This is a genomic window from Singulisphaera acidiphila DSM 18658, assembly GCF_000242455.2.
GTDB lineage: Bacteria > Planctomycetota > Planctomycetia > Isosphaerales > Isosphaeraceae > Singulisphaera > Singulisphaera acidiphila.
Window position 1 is genome coordinate 1,068,122 of sequence record NC_019892.1, and the last position, 21,271, is coordinate 1,089,392.

Annotated in this window: 8 protein-coding genes and 1 tRNA gene; 5 read left to right on the top strand and 4 right to left on the bottom strand. The window is 63.9% G+C overall.

The window, feature by feature from the left end; translation table 11 throughout:
* Nucleotides 1–214 precede the first annotated feature (214 nt).
* Nucleotides 215–8,401, bottom strand: coding sequence for an MG2 domain-containing protein (locus SINAC_RS04235; protein ID WP_015244455.1), 8,187 nt, complete (start codon nt 8,399–8,401; stop codon nt 215–217).
* 455 nt (nt 8,402–8,856) lie between these two features.
* On the opposite strand from SINAC_RS04235, the gene SINAC_RS04240 reads away from it, so the two are divergent.
* A complete protein-coding gene (locus SINAC_RS04240; protein ID WP_015244456.1) occupies nt 8,857–10,428 on the top strand; it encodes a hypothetical protein in 1,572 nt (523 codons plus the stop codon).
* Between the two features lie 115 nt (nt 10,429–10,543).
* Here the strand turns inward: SINAC_RS04240 and SINAC_RS04245 are convergent, their stop codons facing one another.
* Together SINAC_RS04245 and SINAC_RS04250 are read right to left on the bottom strand one after the other, a co-directional pair.
* Entirely contained in the window at nt 10,544–14,290 is a 3,747-nt protein-coding gene (locus tag SINAC_RS04245) for a serine/threonine-protein kinase (RefSeq protein ID WP_015244457.1), read from the bottom strand.
* Complete coding sequence (locus SINAC_RS04250; protein WP_015244458.1) at nt 14,290–14,901, bottom strand: RNA polymerase sigma factor; 612 nt, start codon at nt 14,899–14,901, stop codon at nt 14,290–14,292. The genes SINAC_RS04245 and SINAC_RS04250 overlap by 1 nt, the downstream gene beginning before the upstream one ends.
* A gap of 481 nt (nt 14,902–15,382) precedes the next feature.
* Here SINAC_RS04250 and SINAC_RS04255 point away from each other — a divergent pair.
* Nucleotides 15,383–15,471, top strand: a tRNA-Ser gene (locus SINAC_RS04255).
* Nucleotides 15,472–15,899: 428 nt separating this feature from the next.
* On the opposite strand, the gene SINAC_RS04260 is transcribed toward SINAC_RS04255, so the two are convergent.
* Nucleotides 15,900–16,154: a hypothetical protein gene (locus tag SINAC_RS04260; protein ID WP_020465906.1), complete on the bottom strand. Its 255-nt coding sequence runs from the start codon at nt 16,152–16,154 to the stop codon at nt 15,900–15,902.
* Between the two features lie 424 nt (nt 16,155–16,578).
* Between SINAC_RS04260 and SINAC_RS04265 the strand changes: the two genes are divergently transcribed.
* The 3 genes from SINAC_RS04265 to SINAC_RS04275 are packed head-to-tail and all read left to right on the top strand — an operon-like array spanning nt 16,579 to nt 20,944.
* On the top strand, nt 16,579–17,022 hold the full coding sequence (locus SINAC_RS04265) for a hypothetical protein (RefSeq protein ID WP_154673644.1): 444 nt from the start codon (nt 16,579–16,581) through the stop codon (nt 17,020–17,022).
* Nucleotides 17,022–19,487, top strand: a complete 2,466-nt coding sequence (locus SINAC_RS04270; protein ID WP_015244460.1) for a hypothetical protein — start codon at nt 17,022–17,024, stop codon at nt 19,485–19,487. Before SINAC_RS04265 ends, SINAC_RS04270 begins: the two co-directional genes overlap by 1 nt.
* Nucleotides 19,484–20,944 carry a hypothetical protein gene (locus tag SINAC_RS04275; RefSeq protein WP_015244461.1) on the top strand — a complete coding sequence of 487 codons (1,461 nt, stop codon included), beginning with the start codon at nt 19,484–19,486 and terminating at the stop codon, nt 20,942–20,944. The genes SINAC_RS04270 and SINAC_RS04275 overlap by 4 nt, the downstream gene beginning before the upstream one ends.
* The last annotated feature ends 327 nt before the right edge of the window (nt 20,945–21,271 follow it).

Below are 21,271 nucleotides of genomic sequence, written 5' to 3' on the forward strand. Positions count from 1 at the left end.
GTTCCCCGCTCGCCTGGAGCGGTAAGACCTTGGTTGGTCGAGTCCACCCGATTTGAGGGCACGACACCACAAGTCTCTCTCTTCACCATGCCCTGGTACGCGAGTTCGTTCCAACTTTTTTTTGGGGTTTGCTCAATCGAAAAGGGCCGGGCCGCCCTGAGGTATGATCCACACCCCAGATCGACCCGGCCCGTGGTTCATTCCAGCGGGAAGATTATTTGAATCCCTTCACGGCGGCTCCCCCGGGTGCGGCCTGGTTATACCGGTTCTGAAGCCGTTCGATCTGCCGCATCTGGTTCGAGTTGTTCAGAATCCTGAGGTTATCGTCGAGCGACTGCGAGGGCTCTTCGGCCGGCTTCGGAGCCGGTGAGAGTTTATTGTCCGTCGGCGGTGCGGGGGGAGCACCGACGTGGGTGGTGCCGCGGTAGAAGGCGTATTGCGCGGTCCCTCGCCGCGCGACGGCAGTGACTGAGCCGCGGAGAGCCTCGGCGACGTAGACGCCGCGGAGGTCGGTCTCGCCCGAGACGAACTCTTCGTTCTCCCCGCCGATGACCTTCACCTGAACCTTGGGCACGAAGTCTTTGGTCCGCGCGTCGCGGACCGTCACACGGACGCGGCCGGCCTCCGGCTCTTCGAGCACCTCGATTTCCAAGGGGGTCACGAGAACGATCCCCGAAGTATACAACTCATCCCCCCGTACCATGATGAGATAAGCCCCTTCCTTCTCCAACGGGAGCTCGATCGTCTTGGTTCGGTTCTCGTAGTCCTCCCCCTTACCGAGAGTGAGCTTGGTCTCGAGCAGCGGCGTGATGCCGGCGAGGTCGATGCCGGCGATCTGGTCGAGGTTGCGCCGGGTGAGGTAGAGACGCATCAGGTCGACCGGATAAACTTTCACCTCCGCTTCGGCCACGTTGCGATAGTCGAGCGTGACCCCCGGCTTATTGCCCTTCACATCCTTGGGATCGGTGGGGGCCACCGCGCGAAGTCCGCTTCGGCCGGCAGCGACCTCGGGGGGAGCGACGGGGCGGACGACCGTCACTTCTGCCAATTTCAAGTCCTTCCGCGTGAACGAACGGACCGCCCCGGCCGCGTCGGTGAACCGCTCGGCGACCTGGCGGTAGTAGTCGAGGGCCTTGCCCGGCTGCCGCCGCGCGTCGTAGATCTGCCCGAGGATATAAGTCGCCTCCCATTTGTTCGGGCTGGGCTGCTCCACCCCGTTGGCGTCCTTATACGTGGCTTTGGCGATGGCTTCGGCAACCGCGATGGCCCGGTCGTACCGGCCCAGGTGGAAGTCGCCGAGGGCCTCGCTGTACTGGAAGCTGTCGAGGAACGTGCTCTTGGGATAGAGCTTGGCGAACCGGGCGGAGAGCTTGACGACCGCCTCGTCATCGCCCAGCTCCAGGAAGGCGCCGACGAGGGCAAGGCTCGCCTCGTCGGCGAGCGGGCTCTTCGGGGTTCGCGCCAGCGAGGCCTGGATCAGGCGGATCGCTTGCAGGAGCAACTCCGAACGGGTGACTCCGGCGTCGGCCAGTTCTCGACGCAGCGCGGGGTCGGTCACGGCCTTGCCGGCAAGTTGGGCGAGGACCTGGGAGAGTCCGAAGAAGTCGGCATCGATTGATGCTGAATCGGGATACTCACGCCAGAGGCCGATCAGGTAGGCGACCCCTTCCAATGTCTTCCCACGCTGGCGAAGGACCTCCCCGACCCTGGCGTCTTCGAGGTAGCTGGCCTCGGCCACTCCGCGCCAGACGAGATAGGCCCGCTCGAACTCGCCGAGATCGCGGTAGGCCCGGCCAATGACCCGCAAGTCGTCGAAGCCGATGACCAGGTCGGGGGCCTTCTCCTTGACGACCTCGAAGTACTGGACGACCTTGCGGGCGTCGTACTCGCGGATGTGGATCAAGAGGAGCATCCGGGCCGCGTCCTTGGCGATGTCGTCACGCAGGGTGTAGCCGCCGAAGAGTTGGCCGAGCGGGTCGGCAGCCTCTGCCAGACGGCCGGCGTCGAACTGGGCCTTGCCACGGGCGAAGAGCTCGTCGGGCGTGGGCTTGTAGGGGTCGGTATTCGCCTCGCCCGGGGCCAGAACCTTGAGGTCGCCGGCCGGTCCCAGGTGCGACTGCCCTGGTTCGTAGGCGCTTCGGATCGAGGCGGGCAAGGCGCGATAGCGTCCCGGCAGATAGCCGTAGACGTCGTACTGGATCGCCCCGGGCCACTGGTTGGGGGCGAAGTAGAAGGTCAGGACGTCGTCGGCCAGGGTATACGAGCCGGCCTGTGACTGCACCGACCCCTCGATCAGGGTGGTGCCGGCCGGCAGGTGCTCCTCGACGATCAGGAAGTCACGCTCCCACTCGGGGACCGCCCCCTTGAGGTTACGGAAGGCGTCGATCCGGACCCGGGCCTTGCCGCCGACCGCGACCTGGCTCGCCTTGTTTTCGAACTGGGAGGCGTCGACGGCCACGCCGAAGCCCATCGGCAATTCCTTGCCGTCGAGTTCCGGCGGCGCGGGGAGGTAGACCCGCTGGTTGATGACCGCGGTCCGGCCGGCCCGGTCCTGGTCGGGGGCGAGGTCGCGGGTGAAGCCGGTCAGGGTAACGGCGTAGCCGAACGTCCCTCGGCCTTCGACGTCGAACCGGATTCGGTTTTTGTCCCCCGGCTTCAGGGCATCACGTGGGACCAGGATGGCCTTACCTTCGGTGGGGCCGACGACATCGAGCCGCGAAACCTCGGTGTCATTGACCGTCACGACGAGCTGATAGCGATCCTCGGCGGCTTCGGCCCGGCCGTAGTAGGCGGCCAGGGCGGCCAGGGCCGGCCCTTGTGCCTTGCGGGGCTGCCAGCCGGTCCCCTGGCGGTGCGCCAGGAGCCAGTCGGTCGCCTCGGCGATCACCGGGGCTTGCGGCCTCGCTTGCGCGAAGGCGAGGGCCGCTAGAGCGGTGGCTTCGACCGGCCCCTTGTTGAATGGCAAACGGCTTTCGCCGGCCCAGAAGCTGCGCCGGCGATGGCCCGGTTCGGCCGGCTCTGACTTGGCGCGGGGGCCGAGCACGTCGAGGACCTCGGCCGCGATCGTCGCCCGGTCGAGGTTCACAAAGGTGAGTGCCAGGTAGGCCAAGGCGGCGTCGGAAAGACCCTGGCGAAGCCGGTGCAAGGCGTTGGCCTGCTCAAACGTGGCGGCTTTGCGAGTGCTCAGGGCATGGAGGAGCAAGGCGCGAGTTTCGTGGTCGGTCGCGCCGAGCTTGGCCAGCTCCTGGGTCAGATAGGCGGTGGCCTTGGCGAGCGCGCCGGGGTCGGTCAAGAGACCGAGCGGTTCGGCCGTCGCCAGGGCCCAGACCACTCGGGACGAGGTGGCCCGGTCGCTCGGGTTCGCGGGCTTTTCGGCAATGATCGGTCCGCCCACCCAGGGCCAGCCACCGTCTTCCCCTTGCGCGGCGATCAGCTCGGCGACGAGACCACGGATCCGCGAGGTCAGTCGCTCCGCTTCGGGAGCCTTCGACGCACGGATGGTCTTCAAGTAGCTGAGGGCCTGCGTTGCTGCCAGCAGCTCGCCTGCGCGGTCGGCCGTCGTCGATGGAGGAGGCGGGAAAATGCAGGTGTTGACTCGTACGCCCAGCGGGTAGGCTTCTTGCCCCAAGGCGAGTTCGATGAGCATCCGCCGGAGCGTGGGCGAGAGTACGACAAGCATCTCGGACCCTTCATAGGTCCGGCCTGCCGGCAGGCCGACGAAGACCGTGGCATCGTCGCTGGCGGTGCCCGAGGCCGAGGCGAACGACTGTACGCCCCAAGGCCGGATCGGGACCTCGACCACCAGTTCGTCCTTGCTTGCGCCGAGGGTTGCGGAGAGGGTCAGCCGGACGTTCTCGGCGTCGGGGACTTCAAACGGCTCGAAGAGGACTTCGTCAACGCCGTCCGCTTTGACCTCGATCGTCCTGGGGAAGACCTCGTCCTTGCCCCCAGCGTAGATGCCTAGCTTCAGCGTGGCCTTACCGACGGCACCGACGTGATGCAGCCGGGCCAGGAACCGGGGTTTGTCTCCCTGGGTCAGAGTGGCCGGGGCCTTCAAGTCGACGAAGAAATCCTTGCGGACGGCCAACTCGGCGGTCGTTTGGCCCACGAGCGTATCACCGGCGGAGACGCCGCGGGCCGAGAAGCGATAGCGTGATAACGCCATCGGAGCGGGGAAGGTGATTTTGACCTTGCCCAGCTTATCGGTGATGACGCTCGGGTTCCAGTAGGCCGTTTCGACGAACTGCTGGCGGACCTGGATCGGGTTTCTGGCTCGACCCAATCGCTTGCTATACTCGGAACCAGGCTTTCGATCCTCGTCCCGGATGTCGGCAAAATTGGAGTTTGGAACCGCCCCTGCTGCGAGGTCGGGGGTATAGCCCCAGAACATATTTTTTGATGCCGGGTCAGGGTTTGCAAAGAAATCGATCGCGTCAGCCTTCTTATCGGTCCCCATCATGCCAGGCATCATTCCCCTCATGGCACCCTCAGGGCCTGAACCGTCAATCACCGTTAGAGAACCGTTGAGTTGGGAGAAGCTTTTTTGGGAAGACTGAGGCGAGAGGTCCGGGGTGGAGGGAGGTGCAGCCGCTGGGGCCGCGGCGATCGCCTGGTTTTGGGCCTCTAGAAGAACTTTGACTTTCCCTGCCTCATTAGCCAAGAGGGCTGCATCTCGCTCGGCTTCTTCCACCACCGCTTCGGAGACAGGGGTCGTCGCTGGCGCGTACTTGAATGTGTTGGTGGAGACTGTTGTGAACGCGCCGGTGCGTGTCTGGTTGTAGAAGAACTGGCCGATCGGCGGCCGGTTGTCGTTGTAGAGGCGGAGGAGTGACTCATCTACCAAGGCCAGCGCGACCTCGGCCGCGACCGGCCGGCCGAGCTGATCTTCGGTCGTGACCTCGACCTCGACATCCTCGCCCGGCCCGACGGCCGGCTTTGTCGGCTGGATCTTGACCCGCAGGTCGCGCTCAACGCGAACGTCGAGACGGGCCTCGTCGAAGTGGGTCCCGGACATCCGCGCCGCGGTCAACGTGAAGTTGGGAAACTGAGCGCCGTCGATCGCCCAGGCGACGGCATTGTCGCCGTCCACGATCGTGACGACCTTGTAGCTCAGGATGCGGTCGGCCTCCCAGGCCAACAGCGCGGTGCCGGCTCGGCCTCGGCTGTGGAGGTTGACCGTGGCTTCCTCGCCCACCTTGAAAGTCTGGCGGTCGGCCAGGATGCGGAGCTTGGTCTCGTCCTTCTTCCCGGAGATCGTCAGCGCCCGATCGGTCACGACCGGGTTGCCGAACCGGTCCACACCAGCGACCCGGACGATGAAGGCCCCGCCTTGATCGTCGTCGACCTTGAGCGTGGTCTCCCCTCGCCCGGTCGCGGGATCGGTTTTCACCTCCTTGCGGAGGACTTCACGCTCGGTGACGCGCCCGGCCAGCGTCACTCGCTTCAGAACGGCAACGCTCAGGGTTTCCCCGATTGGCTTCCCTTGCGCGTCGCTGGTCGTCGTGGTGAGCGGGAACGATTCGCCGTCCAGGTAGACGTCACGCGCCGTTTTCAAGTCGATCGAGAAGGCACGGACCGCGAGCATCACCCGGGCCACCGCCCCGACACCGTCCTCGGGCAATTGCGCCATGAGTTGGAGTGCCTGCTCTTCGGCGAATCCTTCGGTGGTGAACTCGACGTGGTATTTGCCTTCGCCGTTGGTCGAGCCGCGGACCACGCGGCCGTCGGGAAGCTGTACGATGATCGGCCGGCCCGCAGCCGGGGCGCCGTACTGGTAGCGCGCCACGACGTCGGCCTCGATGGTCTCGCCTCGGAAGTAGACCGATTTCTTGATGTCAAACGCCAGGTCGAGTTTTTCGAGTCGGTACGATTGCACCTCGAACTGACCGGAGAAGTCGCTGGCGCCCGGCTGGTAGACCCGGACCTGGTACGTCCCCACGGGTGCTCCGCTGTCGAGCGGAAGCTCTTCATGGAATGTGCCGAAGGCGGAGAGTTTGACCGGGCGGGCCACGATCCGTCGGCCTCGGCTGTCCGAGACTTCCAAGCGGTACTCGGCTCCCGGCGTGTCGGCATACTGGCCGTTCACCACCTCGCGGACGACCCCTCGGATCGCCACTTGCTGACCGGGCCGGTACGCCGGTCGGTCGGTGTAAAGGTAGGCGCGAGCTGTTAGCCCTTGCGACACCTTATCCGGGACGCCCAGGCCCGATCCGGCCGCACTCGTGCCGTCCAGCACGAGGTAATGGAGCTGCGTACCGGGCTGTCGTGGCTTGTCCCAGGTCTTCAGGAGGACGCCGTCGGCCCCCGTCTTATCCTCGAGGACGACTTCCTCGCCGTCGGCGACGATCACCCGTGCACCGGCACGTCCCTTGCCCGTCGCCACGTCCTGTGCGAAGACGAGCACTTGCTCATTCGACGTTTTGACGATCGCCTCGAGGTCGCTGCCGATGACGAGCGTCGTCGCTTGCAGCGACTTCTCGTCGGTCACCTTGACCACGTAGATGCCGGGGATCTTGACCTTCTCGAGCTCGAACTCCTTCTCGATCGGCTTGTATTTGGCGTAGCCGGGGACGGGCTCGGTCCATTCGGCGTCGGGTTGGACGAGGCTGATGTCGAGCGACTCGACTCCGCCGAGGACGTGCTTCTTGCGGAAGTAGGCTTCGGCGTCGAGCTTGTAGGCGGTGAACGTGAGCGACTCGAGGTTTCGGGTATTGACCTTGAGCTTGGCTTTTTCGCCGGTGTGGAACGCGCGGGGGGTGACGATCGTGAGCGCCTTGGCTTCCATCACGCCGACCCGTTCGAGCGCCCGGGCCCGCCACGGTTCCACCGCGACCTTCTTATAGCGTTCGATGGCGGCTTCGGGGTCCCCTTTCTCGTTCTCAAAGATCGTGGCGATCTGGAACTGGGCGTGCGCTGCGGGTTCGCTCCCTGGGAATTTGCTCAGGAGCGGTGCCCAGGCGGTGATGGCATCGTCGTACTGTTTCTCAGCGACGGAGCTTTCGCCAATCTCGTAGAGCAACTGGGGCACGCGGGGATCGAGCGGATTGACGGTTGCGAACGCTCGCCAGGCCGCGCGGGCCTCGGCGTAACGGCCCTGGCGTAGGTGTTCGGCGGCGGTCAGGAGTTGGGTGTCGAGAATGGCGCGCTGGGCGTCGGCCGATTGGGGACCGTCGGGGAACTTGGCGAGATACCCTCGCCAGGCTGCGATCGCCTCGTCGAACTTCTCCTGCCCTTGCAAGACCTGGCCGACCTGATAGGTCGCCGTCATCAAGAGGCGGGCGAGGTCCCGTTTCGCTTCGTCGGTCTCGGCACGATAGCCTTCTTCATTGAGGAAGGCCTTGAGCGAGTCGAGCGCTTCTTGCCCCTTGCCTCGCGCCAGGTAGGAGGCACCGACCTGGTAGGCGGCCTCCACGGCCAGCGTGTGAGCCGGGTATTCGGCCAGGAATCGCTTGAGGGCCGCGACGCCCAGGTTCAAGCTGGCGTCGTTGGGAGGTTTGGGGATGCCATGGGTCAGGGCCACGCCGTAAAGGGCTCGCGCCCGGTAGTCGTCCTCGCCTTTGTTGGTGAGCGGTTTGCCGGAAGCGGCGAGATCGGCCCAGGTCAGGCGCGCGGCGAGGGCCTGGCCTGTATGGCGCTGGGCATCGCCCAGGCGATAACGCACCTCGACGCGGTCCGCCCCTTTGGGCGACTCTTTCAGATAAAGCTGCAAGTCCTGGATCGCACGCGGAGCGTTCCCCGCCGCCTGACTGGCGCGGGCCATGCTGAGCAAGAGGCTGGCGCGGAGCGCTTCGCCCTTGGCCAACGCTCGCGCTTGCACAAGCAGGTCGTAAGCGCCGTTGGGGTCGGCCGGCGTGACCGGGTCATTGGGTTTCAGGAGCGAGCGGGCGAAGGCGTGATAGACCTCGGCGAGGCGGTCCTTGCGGTCGCCGGTGAGCAGCGTCTCGGCCTCGGCGCGTGCCAGGGCCTCTGCGGCGTCGGGGTGTCCGGCGGCGAGCTCGGCGGCCGCCAGTTCGGCTCGAAGTTTCGCGGCCCAAAGCCCTTGGGGCGCGGCCTCGAGCGCTGTGGCGAGGGTTCGGCGTGCGGCGTCACCTTGTCCCCCGAGACGTTCGGCGACTCCGCGGATCAGGGCATAATACGCCCGCTCTTCGTCAGTCTTGGCCTTCTCGGCGAGCGCTGTGAGGGCCGTGCCGGCCTCGGCGAACCGCCCGTCCTGCATTGCCGCAACCACCTCTGCGGGCAAGACCGGCGCGGCCGGTTCAACAGCCGCGCGGGGAGTGATCGGCCGCGATGTCGTGGGCTTCGCCCCCGGTGGATCCGCGGCGCGGACGCCCGGCTCCAGAACGATGAGCGCCAGGAGGATTCCACCGAGCCAGACGAGGCCTTGGCCGTTGCGAGGTGTCACGGCAGTGATCTCCAGTGTCGAAATCTCTGAGTCTGATTGGAAATGACGTGGCGACAACCAGGGTGTTGACGGGCGCTCGACGTCTCTCTTTTGTCTTTTGGACTTCCGCCGAGGAAACTCCGTTCCCCCTGCCCTTTGATTCGGAATGCTTGCGGAGAGGTGGTCGAGGCCCAGGCGCACGAAGCCCGATCGGGACACCGCTCCCCAATGTAGAGATTGACGTCCTCGTCCCACTATCCTTAGACGCCTTTCTCTCGAAAAGAAAGAGACGACCGCGACGCTCCAGTCGAGCAGGCTTTGAATTTTTGGTCCTGAAAATTTTCTGCAAAGTGATGTCGGTATTGGACTTTCGATGGTTTTTTAGGCGTCGAATCTGTGAAATCAAGATTTTCGTGTCGGGAACCGACAGCGAAATTCGTTAAGGTCTTACGACGGGGGAGGTGGATGCTCCATGAATGGGGCTGGCCAATCCTCCGTTCGGATGTGATGAACGTCTGACGACTGATCGCCCCACGGTGCCACGGATGCTTGCCGCGTTCCAAGGACTGAGCTGGCTACAGCGTTGGAAGGGGACTTCGGACTCGCGGTCCGAGCGAACCCGACCGCGCCGGCATCGCGCTCGATTCCGGGTCGAATCGCTCGAGCCGCGCTGGCTGCTCTCGACGATGGGAACGAGTGGAGATGAGGCGGAGCCGGTCTCGACCCTTCTCACTGTCTCGGTGGACTACAGCTCGGCAATATCGAGCTCGAGCGCGATGTACCAGGTCGCGGTGCCCGGCGATTGGGACAAGATCCATCTCCTGCCAGATGCCAAGACCGTACAAGTGAACGGAAGCCTCAGCTTGGGCATGGGTTCAGACGTACTTGAGGTACGCCTCGAAAGTGGCGTAACCTCGTTCATTTTCGCGCTCAAGTCGGCCTGGGATAATCAGCCGGTCGTCGAGACCCTCCAACTTTTCGATACGAACTTCAAAGAATTCGCGAGCTATGGGCCCACCGACCCAGCTCAGACGTTTGTGTTCGCACTCAACCTCTGGTCCGATAAGCCTTCGTCCTTTTTCGTGAAGATCGGACTGTCTACGGGGATAGAGAGTTCGAGCGTCGGGGCAGGCGTCAATTCTTATCCCTACACCTTGGAAGTCACGCGGAACTGGTTAGCTCCGCCTGTGTTATGTGGCCCATCCCCGCCGGCTTTGCCCCAAAACAAGGGGAACCCCTACGAATCCTATCCTTCCGCGAATACGATCAATATTTCGTCAGGCCCCGTTGTCGTTGTCTCGCCACCCCCTCCTGTTGGTCCGGATGCCAACCCTGGGAGTCCTGATCCCAACGCCAATCTTCAACCGCCTGCGGGCCAGTGGCCCTTGCCGTATGAGGGGCCGTCCCGAGAGGAAAGTTCCGGGGCCATCTCCTTGACGGTGGCTGTCGGGCGGTTGCCGATGCGCTCGACGGCCCCTTTGGGTGGCGTACTCGCCGCGCCCGATTCGGTGCCCCCGGTCGATCAGCATGAGGGGGCGCAGGCCGACCTGGCTGCGTTTGACCCGGCTCGGGATCTTGAAAATGTTGACCTCAGGCCTCGGCAGGTTGTCCCTGTCGACGAGCGCGAAGCCGTTCAGGTTGTCACTCTGCGAGGCCCTGGTGGACTTCCTCTCCTGGCGACGGCGCTGATCGCCGGTTCAACAGCAACCGTACGGACCGATTCAAATTCAACGACGGCACAGGACAAGGGTGGGGCCGACGAGACCGAGTCGGTCGAAGCGACTCGGGCCCCAGGGGCTGTCGTGACCCAGGTTCAGGCCACCAAGCCTTCGTTTGCGGCCGACGACCAACCCTCCTCAACCTCCTCTTCCCAGACGCGGGCCTCGAAACGGCCCCTTCGGTCGTCGGTTGTGCCTGGCCTGACCTTGGCCTTCGCCTTGGGGGTCGGTCTGGTCCTCCCCGACCTCGTCGCTTCTCTTCAGTTCCTCGACCCGAAGCGGCCGTTGCTCCGTCTCCGCCTGATCCGCCGGGCTTTCAAAGGCCGATAAGCAGGCCGTTTCGGCTTGTTGCCTATCTCCAGGCGAGCGGGGAGCATCAGCTTCCCTTATCTTCTCGCCCAAGCCTGTTCTTTTGGAAACCGGCTTGGCCATGACGGTTGATCCGTCACAACTCGCTGAAGAGAGGCCAGATCGCGCGGCGCGATCCCCAGGCACGCCTGGCTAACGCAATGGCTCGAGGAATCTGGTCGGGTCGCCCGGGCAGACAGCGAGCTGAGACGAGAACGAGCGTAAGGTTAAGGCCAGGTTGGTCGCCCGCCCAGGCGGAAGCTTGCTCGAGTTCGGTCATCGCCAGGTCCGACTCGCCGCGCCGAAGATAGGCTCGCGCCCTGCCGAGGTAGGCGCCAGGATCTTCGGGGTCATCACGCAGCGCCTCTGTCCACTCGCGGAGTGCCCCCTGGGTGTCCTCCAGGGCGAGCAGCGCCTCGCCCCTTGCTCCGCGAAGGGATGCCCCGGCGCCGAGTTGGATCGCCCGATCGATATCGGCCAGGCCTGCGCGAGGCTTGCCTGACTCGATCCTCACCCTCCCCCGCAATTCCAGCAGACGAACGTCGTCTTGGTCGAGTTCCAACCCGCGATCGGCATCGCTCTCGGCCCTTCGGGCCGCGCCGAGCCAGCGGTAGACCCGACCTCGGACCAGATAGACCTGCGGTGAGAGCGGAGCCAATGCGACGGCCTGATTCGCCACCCGCTCAGCGGCCGGATCCCGAACCGCGGCCAAGAGCAAGGCGCGGGTCAGACTCGCCCGAAGCGCCGCCGTCCCGTTGCCGACCGCGATCGGCTCAAGTCTGTCTGCCCCCTTACGAAGGTCGGCCATCAGTGCCAGACCTCCAAGGGGGAGCCTCGCCAATTCGTCCGGGCGGTCGATCGGCAACTCATTTACCCGGCCCAGCGCCAGCAAGATTCGGGTCCAGAGCCGCGTATGTCCGGGCGATGGTTTGAGCCGGGCCGCCTCCTTGGCGTCGGCCTCGGCCTCTTCAACGCGCCCTAGGAGCAGCCTCGCCATGGCCCGATTGGCGAGATACTGATCGTTGCGCCCTTGGGTCATCCGCACCAGTTCCGAAAAATCGGCCTCGGCCGAGCGTGCTTCGCCCGCCTGGAGTGCCAGGAGGGCGCGGCCTTGCCGGGCGGAAAGGTCGTCTGGATCCGAGGCGACGAGTGAATCGTAGCTATCCCGAGCCTGTTCGATGGCTCCTGCGGCGGCGTCGAGGGTCGCCCGGTTCAACCGCGCAGCGCGTCCCGGATTGTCATCGGGGTTCGCCGCGATCAGCCGATCGTATTCCGCCCGCGCGCCGATCGGGTCTCCTTGGCGCTGGCGGACGAACCCCAAGGCCAGTCGCGTCAGCCGGAGCTCGATCCCCTCGTCGCGTTCCTTCCGCTTGTCCTGAAGGGCCTCGAACAGAGTCTCGGCTGTCTTCAGGTCGGTCCAGGCCATTGCCAAAGCCCCACGCTCGCGGAGGAGCTGGCCGCGACCGAGACGAGCCCAGGGAGAGTCTTCCGCAAGTGATACGGCCGACCCGTAGTTTCTCAGGGCCTCCTCGGAAAACCCGGAGAGGCCTGCGAGATAGGCCAGGTAATAGTGATACCAGTAGTTCTTCTCCTCATTCCAGGCGGCGCGGCGGAACCAGTCGAGCGCCTGGCTGCGCTTGCCTTCGATCTCGCGAATGTAGCCCCACTGAAAGCAGGTCAGGGGTGAATCCTCAGTACTGGGGGCATTGTCGCGGTCCTTGATGATCGCCGGTTCTCCGAGCCGCTCGGCCAGAATCCCGCGTAGCGCTTTCCAAGGGCCCTTGGGCCACGGATCCTTGGGCGAGGCAAATCCGAGCACGCGTTCGCAGAGCTTCGTCGCGTCTCGGAGCCGATCCGGCTGGTCAGCCGGATCGCGGGCTACGGCTGCGACCCACAAGAAGAGGAGTTCATTGACTTCGTTGTGCAATCGATTTCGCCGACGATCGTCGAGCATCTCCAGGTCGGGGAGCGTCGTGAAGTCGGGGTTATTGAGCACATAGAACGGCTTGAGCGTTTCCTGGAGCCGCTGGGACGCCACCTCCAAGTCGCCGAGGAAGAGCGTCAGGCGGAATCGCAAGGGCTCGGCATCCCGGAACAGGGTGTCGGCATTGGCTCGGATCACGCCCGTCCGCTCGTAAAGCCGAGCTCGCTCTCGTGCTTTCTTGTAGAGAGACTCGAGGTGAGGCCGACCCTGAGACAGCCGGCTCGCTGTGTCGAATTGCATGACCGCCGTGCGGAAGTCTTCGTTCTTGGCCGAGGTCGTTCCCCCTTGCATGAGGTTCTCAACCTCGGAAACGCGGTGCTCCCGATCGAGCTGCACTTTGAAGAGGATCGTGACCAGCACCGCGACCACCACGAGTAGCGGCGCGGCCATCGCGAGCGCTCGACGATTGCGTCGCGTCCAGCGCAAGGCACGGCTGGGAAGCGGCTCGCGTGCGTGTTTCAGAGGGCGATCGTCGGCGACCGCCTGAAGGTCGGCCGCCAACTCGCCCGCCGTGGCATAGCGGTCTTTGGGTTCAGGGGCAAGACAGCGGCGGACGACCGCTTCGAGCGCGGCGGGCACTTCGGGGTGCGTGCTCCGGAGCGAGGGGGTTCCGGCCCGCCGCTCTTCGGCCGCCAGGAGCAGTAGCTCGGCCGCCGACCGTGCTCCCTTGGGGGTCAGGAACGGCCGCTCCCCCATCAGGCTCTCATAGAGGAGTACGCCCAGGCCGTAGATGTCCGACCGTGCGTCGACGTGACGGCCCATACCGTCGGCCAGCGCCTCGAGATGCTCGGGGGCCATGTAGTCGAGAGTTCCGCCGAGCGTGCTGGCCGCCGAGTCGGGATCGTCGGTTACTGCTTCTCTGGCGAGGTTGAAGTCCAGGAGCATCGGCATGCCGTCGCCCGTGACCAGGACGTTCGAAGGCTTGACGTCGCGATGCAAGACCCCTCGTTCGTGCGCGTGCTCGAGGGCTTCGGCCATCCGCCCGCCCCACCAGGCGATCGCCAGCGCATACGACCGTCGCGCCAGGGCGATCCGCCCGTTCGAGCGTCCCGAAGGGGCCTTCTCGGTGCCGAGTCGGTCGAGTGCCTCGACCAGTACGGCCCCCGTGCGGGCGGACTTCACTTCGGGGTCGGCCAGGAGAGTCGCCAGCGTGACCCGGCCGAAATAAGGCATGCAGAGCAAGTGCAAGCCCGTCGCCGGGTCGGTCCGTGTGGAGTGCACCGGAACGATGTGAGTGTGCTGCAACCGGGCCAGGGTCTGCGGTTCTCGCGAACCGGACCGCGCCACCTTCAGCGCCACCGGCCGATCGGCGAGCTGCCGCTCTTCGGCGAGGAAGACCCGCGCGAAGGCCCCTCGTCCCAGCTCCTCGACGAGGTGGAAGCCGGCGATCGTCTGTCCGGCCTCGGGGTACGGAATCTCCGGGACGGAATGGGCATGCGTTGTGGTTGTCTGCCCCGAGCCGACCAGTCCGTGGATGTCGAAGACGCGTCGCAAACGGGATGCGACCTCGGGAAATCGGGCCCGGTATTCGGCCGGGTCGGGGGTGTCCTGGTTTTCCTCACGGAGGCAGAACTCTTCATAGATGAGCGCAACCAGGGTCTCGTCGCCGAGGTCGGGGTATCGGTCGCGATACCACTCGACCATGACCTTTTCGCCGGCCTCCCAGCGCAGGGCTATGTCGGCCCGAAGAAGGGCGAGCCGGGCACCGGGGCGATCGAGGCCGTTGGGCGGAAGGAAGTCGTCAGGTTCGGGACGCCGGCCTTTCGAGCGGCGCCAGGCGGTCTCGAACCGCCTGGCCACGTGGACGGCGACGGGGGACGAGGCATCCTCCCACGTCCGGCCCGAGGTGGACAGGCTCATCAGGTCCCCTCCAACTCCGACTGCGCCCGCCGACGAAGGTCCTCCAAGACCCGCTGGACGGTCCGCTCACTGATGCCGAGTCGCTGGCCGATATCCTTGCTGGAGAGCCCTTCGGCCTTCAATTCGACGACGTTGCGCCGATCCTCGGGCACAAGGTCGCGCAGTCGACTGTAGACCTCACGAGCTTGAGCGACTTCGCTGGGCGAGTCGATGGTGGAGGCGAGGTCCTTGGGCCGGCTCCCCTCGACCCAGAGCGGCTCTTCTCGATGCATATCCTGCTTCCGGCTGGCGGCACGGCGATACTCGTCGATTACCTTATTCTTCGCAGCACGTGCCAGGAACGCGACAAGATGTCGTGAATCTTCGAATTCGGTCGGGCCGGTCCGGACTCTCCGGAAGAAACTTCCCCAGACGCTCTGGAGGAAATCGAGCGAGTCGAACCGCGACCGGAGCAGCCGGGGCAATTGTCTGCGGACGACAAGCCGGACCTCGGCTTCGTACCGCGTCAAGAGTTCGCGGGCGGCTGACTCATCACCGGCCTGGATCCGTGCCAGGAACTCGGGGATGTCGCCCTCTTCGCGTTCGCTTCGGATCGGGTCGCCGACCGACATGATCCCTTGGCTCCCTCGTGGAGGCCGCGAACAAGGCGCCGCGGCTCTGCTTCTCCTCCCGCGCCAGCCCCCTAACCTAACCTTCCGAGACTCGTCTTGGCAATCGTCTCCCCGCATGGCCAAGGCGAAGCCGGCCTTTTTGATTGCGTGCAACGTCGTTGGAATTGTGAGATTTCTCGAAGAAACCACAGGAATTGCACTTTTCGGATTGCTCTCCAACCCCTTGACGTTCGCGCGGCCACAAACCGAGCCAGTGATGATATGACGATGTCGACCAAAACCACCGACCCGAATCGAGCGTCGGAAGCCCCTCACGGCCGCCGCCTTCACCCGAGGCCGATATGCTCGGGTCGAACTCGGCGCGAGTCCCTGACGTCGCTGGCTCTTTTTCAATCTTCCGATTGACGCCTGCGGCCTGTGTTTGGTAAGGTTTGAAACTCAAATGTCGCCGCCAGACCATTGTGGCGACATACTGCTTGCGGGAGAGGTGGCTGAGTGGTCGAAAGCGACGGTTTGCTAAACCGTTAAGGGTGTCAAAGCCCTTCGGGGGTTCGAATCCCCCCCTCTCCGTTCATGTTGCGTTGACGTTGCGTTCGCGTTGCTTCAGTCGGGCATTCTTTCCGTGTGCTGATTGGAAAATGTAATTGCAATAATGGGTTGCGGCTGTTTCTTGCCGACCAGCTCCTCCTACCTTCCGACGCTTGATTCTGTAAGAAAAATGGCTTCTTGTTTCTTACATGAGCGGGCGCAAGAAGTCGCCGCAAGCCATTGATTTCAGGATCGTTGCGGCCATTCGTAGCCGTTGCGAGGGACGGTCTTTGTCCCAGCGACTTCTTTGAAATCGGCAGCCGTGAGGCTGTGGACGTTGCCCTTCGCCGGCTAGTCCGGCAGGGGACCATCCACCACTTGGCTCGTGGGTGTACGACTTCCTGAAGGAACACCCTGTCTTGGACTACTAGCCCCAATACCGTTTAACAAACCGTAACGTATAGATTCATTCAAATGGTTTTCGTCAGCGGTGGTGGGTGGCGTTTCTTGGCCCAGTTGCTCATTTTCTGTTTGATCACCAGGGGATTGATCCGGTTGCGGCGAGGCGGAAGAACTTCCTGGCTCACCTCCCAGAGCAACAGGGCGTACCAGTCCTGGATCGATTGAACGCTGCTCCCCTCGCATTCGGGCAGGCGCGTGATCAGGATCTGAAAGCAGCCGGTGAATAAGAGTTGGTCCGGGTTGAGATCCGCTGTGTGCCGCATCGAACATCACCTTGCGGATGACGGAGTGAGCCAATTGAGAGTGCGTACAACTCCTGCACCACACCGGCGGGAGTTTCACTCCGCAAATTCGCCGACTTGCTGGCTCGACGAGGGTCCTGATACGTCTTCTGCTCATCGAAGGTGAGCTCCTCTTCCCATCGCTCATGGTAGAGATAGATCAGTTCTGTTGCCGGAATTCTTCTGCGTCCAGCAGGCTCGTCAGCAGAATGTGTTCTTCCTCGTGGCCGACCCGTTGTGGATCATCGAGTTTGTAGCGGATCACCCGCACCACGACCCCGTGGCGGTCCTTCTCTCGGGCGTACCAACTGGGATAGATCTTCGCCAGAGACGACCCATCCGCCCATCGAGTGTCTCTCGCCCGACTTGCACCTTCCTGGATCGATCTGACGCTATCGACGTGTGGGTGCGCACCAGGGCCGGAGAAGTTGCCGACGTTCTCACTCTCGGTAACGCCGTGAAGCTTGCGAAGACATCGCTCGGCAACAGCTTCGTCGCGTGGTGGTGCGATCCGACCATCGACCTCGACTTACACACACCGCCTGCGACGTTCGGAAACGCGTGGCCCAGTGAAGTCGACAAGCTCCAGGTCGATGAGGTCGCCTTCTACGCGGAGTACGCGGTCTGGCGAGCCGTTCGTACGTCAAACGGCCCCCGCTTTGTGCTCATCGAGGAGCTCACGTCGAAGGCCAACGACGCGAAGCAGGCACGCGCGGTCCATACGCCCGCACGCCTGCACGGTTTCCAGCGTTTCTCCTCGGAAAACACCGGCCAAGGCAACGTGCTCCTGCGCGAGTGGCACGATGGCGACGAAATCCTCGGCTTCACCCTTACCAAGGAGCAGCGCTGATGCCCAGCAAACCCGACAAGCAGCACCGCATCCGCGTTCGTACGCTCGACGGCAAACCGCGTGATCAAGGCGTGATCAACAAGCTGAAGAGCAATCAGCTCGGGATGCCGCACCTCGACATCGTCGGCACCAACGTCGTGAGTGAGTTCATCATCTGCGCGTCGAGGGACACGCACATCGAGCAGGTGCGCGCGAAGCTCGGAGGCGCGGGGCTTGAAAAGATCGTTGGTGGCGATACGACTATCGCCGCGAGCGCTGCGCCGAAGCTTACGCAGCAGCCTCGACAGGGAAGCTTTCAGCAGCAGCGTGGCGGACAGCATCAACGTGGCAGTGGCCAGCAGCGCCCGCAACACGGAAATCGGCCTGCTGGGCCGACGACGAATGCTCAACCGCTCCCCGGCAAGCCTTACGGCTTCGTCGCGCTCCCCAAGGAACTCACGACCTCTGCCCCCATCTGGCACGATGGTACGAGCAGCACGGGCCGTCTCTCGGGTGAGATCCGCTTCGAGTTCGAAACGCAGACGCCGCTCCTCGTGGGCTGGGAACGGCAGACGCTCAACGAGAGCGAGGAGGCGTGGGCGATTCCCTTCCGAAAGGTGAGTCGCAACGAGTGCGCTGCAGTCGTCCAAGCGGCCGCACGCGCCGTCTATCCAGACGCCGCCGACCCCGACGAACAGAAGCAGCAAAGGAAGCAGCAGAAGGTCGAGGACGACCGTCGCAAGTACATCAAGCGAGTGCAGGACCACATCGTCGATGTTCAGATTCAGAGCGCCGGTTGGAGCATCGATTCGAAGTCCGTGCTGTGCCCGCTACGCGCGCCGTGGAGCAAGCGTCCCGTCGTCATCCCTGGTGACTCGCTGAAGGGGCTTTTGCGCCACGAGTTGGGCGCACTCCTCGGTGCGCCGATGGAACGCGTCGCCGAGCGCTCGTACTCGTACCGCCCGAACTCGCTCTTTCCGAACCAGCCGAACCCGAGGCTCATCGCGCGCATCGCTCGCGTGCCGAACGACGGCGTCGAGATAAAGGCGATCGACGACAAGCCCCAGGTTCGCGTGCCCACGAAGCTCGAGTTGCTGCCGACGAACCTTCGGTACGACAAGCTGAGCAAGCAGAACGAGAACTACTACCGCTTCGACGACGGCAACGGCGCTGCGTACCGAGGCGGCCAGGGCGCGGGCGAGAAGCTCAACTCCAAGCGCGACCTGCACGAGAAGCTGACCGTCAATCCGAGCCAGCCGACCGAGACGGCGACGGTCTCGCAGACGGTACAGGACGGTTACCTAGCAACGGTCTGGCACCTCGTCGACCTCGGCCACGGCCACTTCTCCGAGCGTCACCCCGATGTGCCCAACACCGTCACCGGCGACGTTGCACGAGACCGCATCCTGGAGGCCGCGAAGAACGAGGTCTTCCAGCCCGGTGATCTTGTCTGGGTCGAGTGGGATACCGAGAAGAAGTGCATCGTCTCGCTCGGTTGGCACTACTACTACCGCTGGGCCTACACCGACTCGGTCCGCAAGACCGGTGGCAAGCTCAAACGTCACGGACTCTTCCCTCTCGACGGCGAGCACAAGCTTGACGGAGTCGAGGAGGACAAACACAGGGCTCCGAAGGGGCTCTCGGCCGTGCGTCGGCTCTTCGGTTACACGGGCGACAACGACGGCAGCGTGGGCATCGGCAAAGGCGACCACGAGCAGCTCATGGGACGCGTCTTCGTCAATGCGGGGCTCGAGGTCGTCGGCGAGAACGAGAGCGACGACGACCGTTTCCTGAAGCCTACCTTCCTCAAGGAGTTGGGCATGCCCCGGCCAAGTGCTGTCGAGCATTACCTCAAGCAGCCGCATCACCCGCAATCGCGTCCCTCCGACAATGCGATGCTCGTCACCTATGGCGACGCTGCTGGCTATGACGCGCCCGGCGAGCTTGCGGGCCGGAAGTTCTATCTTGATCGCAGGAACGCCCAAGCAGAGGATGCCTTCGACGCGAACAAGCAGAACGACCGGAGCACGCTGGCACTCGAGGCGTCGAAGCCGCAGCGCAAGTTCCGCTTCACCGTCCGCTTCCGCGACCTCGATGCGAGCGAGATCGCGGCGATCCTCGTCGCCCTCTGCCCCGACCAGTTCAAGGGCGTGCTCGGCGGCACGCACACCGACGGCTACTGCTCGAAGCTCGGCTACGCTCGCCCGCTTGGCTGGGGAAGCGTGCGCATTGAGGCCAAGGCGCTCCTGCTCCTTGATGAAGTAAGCGATACCCCCACGCTGAAGCCCGAAGAGGATCTCGGCGACTGGGTGAAGACCAACCATCAGAAGACCAGCACGCAGGACGAGTGGCTGGCGATCCATCGTCGCAACCACCCGAACGCTGCGGATTACCCACGCAAGGACGGGCAGATCTACACCTTCCACACCGGCTTGCGCGCCGAGCACTCGCGCAACCGCCGCTACAAGAAGGATGGCGCGCGATGAAGACACTGCTCGTCATGACCGCTGGCCAGACCGACGCGCAACTCGTTGTGAACGACCAGCGACACAAGCTCGACGGCAACACCTGCGGCACGCTGCACGATGCCATCAAGGAGCGTTCGTGGTCGGTGGTCGACGCACCGAGCACGAGGAGCCGAGACCTCATCAAGACCTTGCCCGATGGCGATGTGAAACTCTGCACGCCGAAGCTGGATGCCGTGCTTGCTCACTTCGGTGACGCACCGCCGACATCGGCACTCATCTTCGAGACCGTTCGGCAAGATGCACGAGATCCTCGGTTGTCGGGCGAAATCATGGAACGCCGCCTTCACGATCGTGGCGTCAACCAGGTGATTCGCGTGGCGTTCTTGACCGGCACCGAACAGCTTGAAGACCCCTCGAATGATGTCGACGCGGTCGTCCGGCGAACCATCGTCGCCATGCTCTCGGACGCCATCAAGAAGCAGGTCGAGCAACTCACGAAGAACGACAAGGTCTTCGTCGCCACGACCGGCGGCCTGGCTGCTGCCAACGAGCTAATCAACGAGCTGGTACGCCTGCACGCCGTCGGCGGCCCGACCGTCACCGCGCTGGAGGTGCCCGATGGAGACCGCGCCCAGCAAGACGATCGCGTCGTGGAGGAGAAGTTCCACCCTGCAGCGGGCTACCGCGCGCGTTGGCACGCGCTCTCGCTCGTCGAGAAAGGCAGCCTCCTTGGCGCATGGGGTGCGGTCAGCCATCTCGAAGGCGTGCCCGATCAAGAGTGGACGCAGGTCATCAAGTGGCTCGCGCGCTTCGCGTCGTCGTTGCCGCTGCCAACGGCCTGCGACCTCGCCGTCCTGAGCCACCATCGCATGGCGGTGCGGGCGGCGGTGCGCGTCGAGCTGGCGCTTCGCGCAGAGGACATCCCGCGAGCTGTTCATGGCACAGTGGCGGTCTTCGAGGCGGCCCTGTGGGACAAGCTTGGTGAGCGCATCGAGCGTTCCTCGGATCCGGACAAACGCCGCTTCTTCAAGGTCAAGAGCGGTGATGCGCCGATGGGAGACAAGCTCCTTCGTAAAGGTGATGGCACCGACGAAGATCGGAAGCGCCCGTTCGAGTTGAAAGAGACGGTGGCCGATGTCGCTTGGTACTGGGTCTACGACAGCGATGGCGGTCCTGGCGCACACCTGGCCAATGACTTCATCGGGAGCGACGCATTGAAGAAGTTCGACGCCGCCCTCGTGAAGAACAACATTCGCGAACTCCGCAACGACGTCGCGCACAACGAGCCGACGCCCGAACTGATGAACGATGCACGAACTCGCATGCAGTCCGCCAAGCTCTGGTCGAACAACGACACGTTCCTGAGCCAGTCGCTGGTTCAAGCCGTGCTGAAGGAACTCGGCGAGCAGTGTCCTGAGCAGCTTTGCATCCATTTTGTGTCGACCATTCGGGAGCGTTTACTTGCCATTTCTTGAACCAGGCATCCGGACACAACTGGATATCGCATCTCCGAAGGTTGAGCGGTGAGGGCCGCGAAAACCCTGGAAAAATGAAGAGGCCGGTCGAGAGTCGGACACAATCCGGGCATGTTCAGTGAATCCACGAGCAACTGGAGAGGTTGACCTTTCTGGCTCCACAAACCCTCGGTGAAAGCTGAGGCTGTCCCGAAGAGCTTCGAGCGATCCGGCGTCCATTCCAGTGTCAAAGGCTAGCTTCTCTTTCCGGGAAGGCACCTTGGGGCAGGAAGGAGGAGCCTGTGCACGAATGGCAGAGCTTGTTCCCTTGTGTGGTGGGAGTCGACA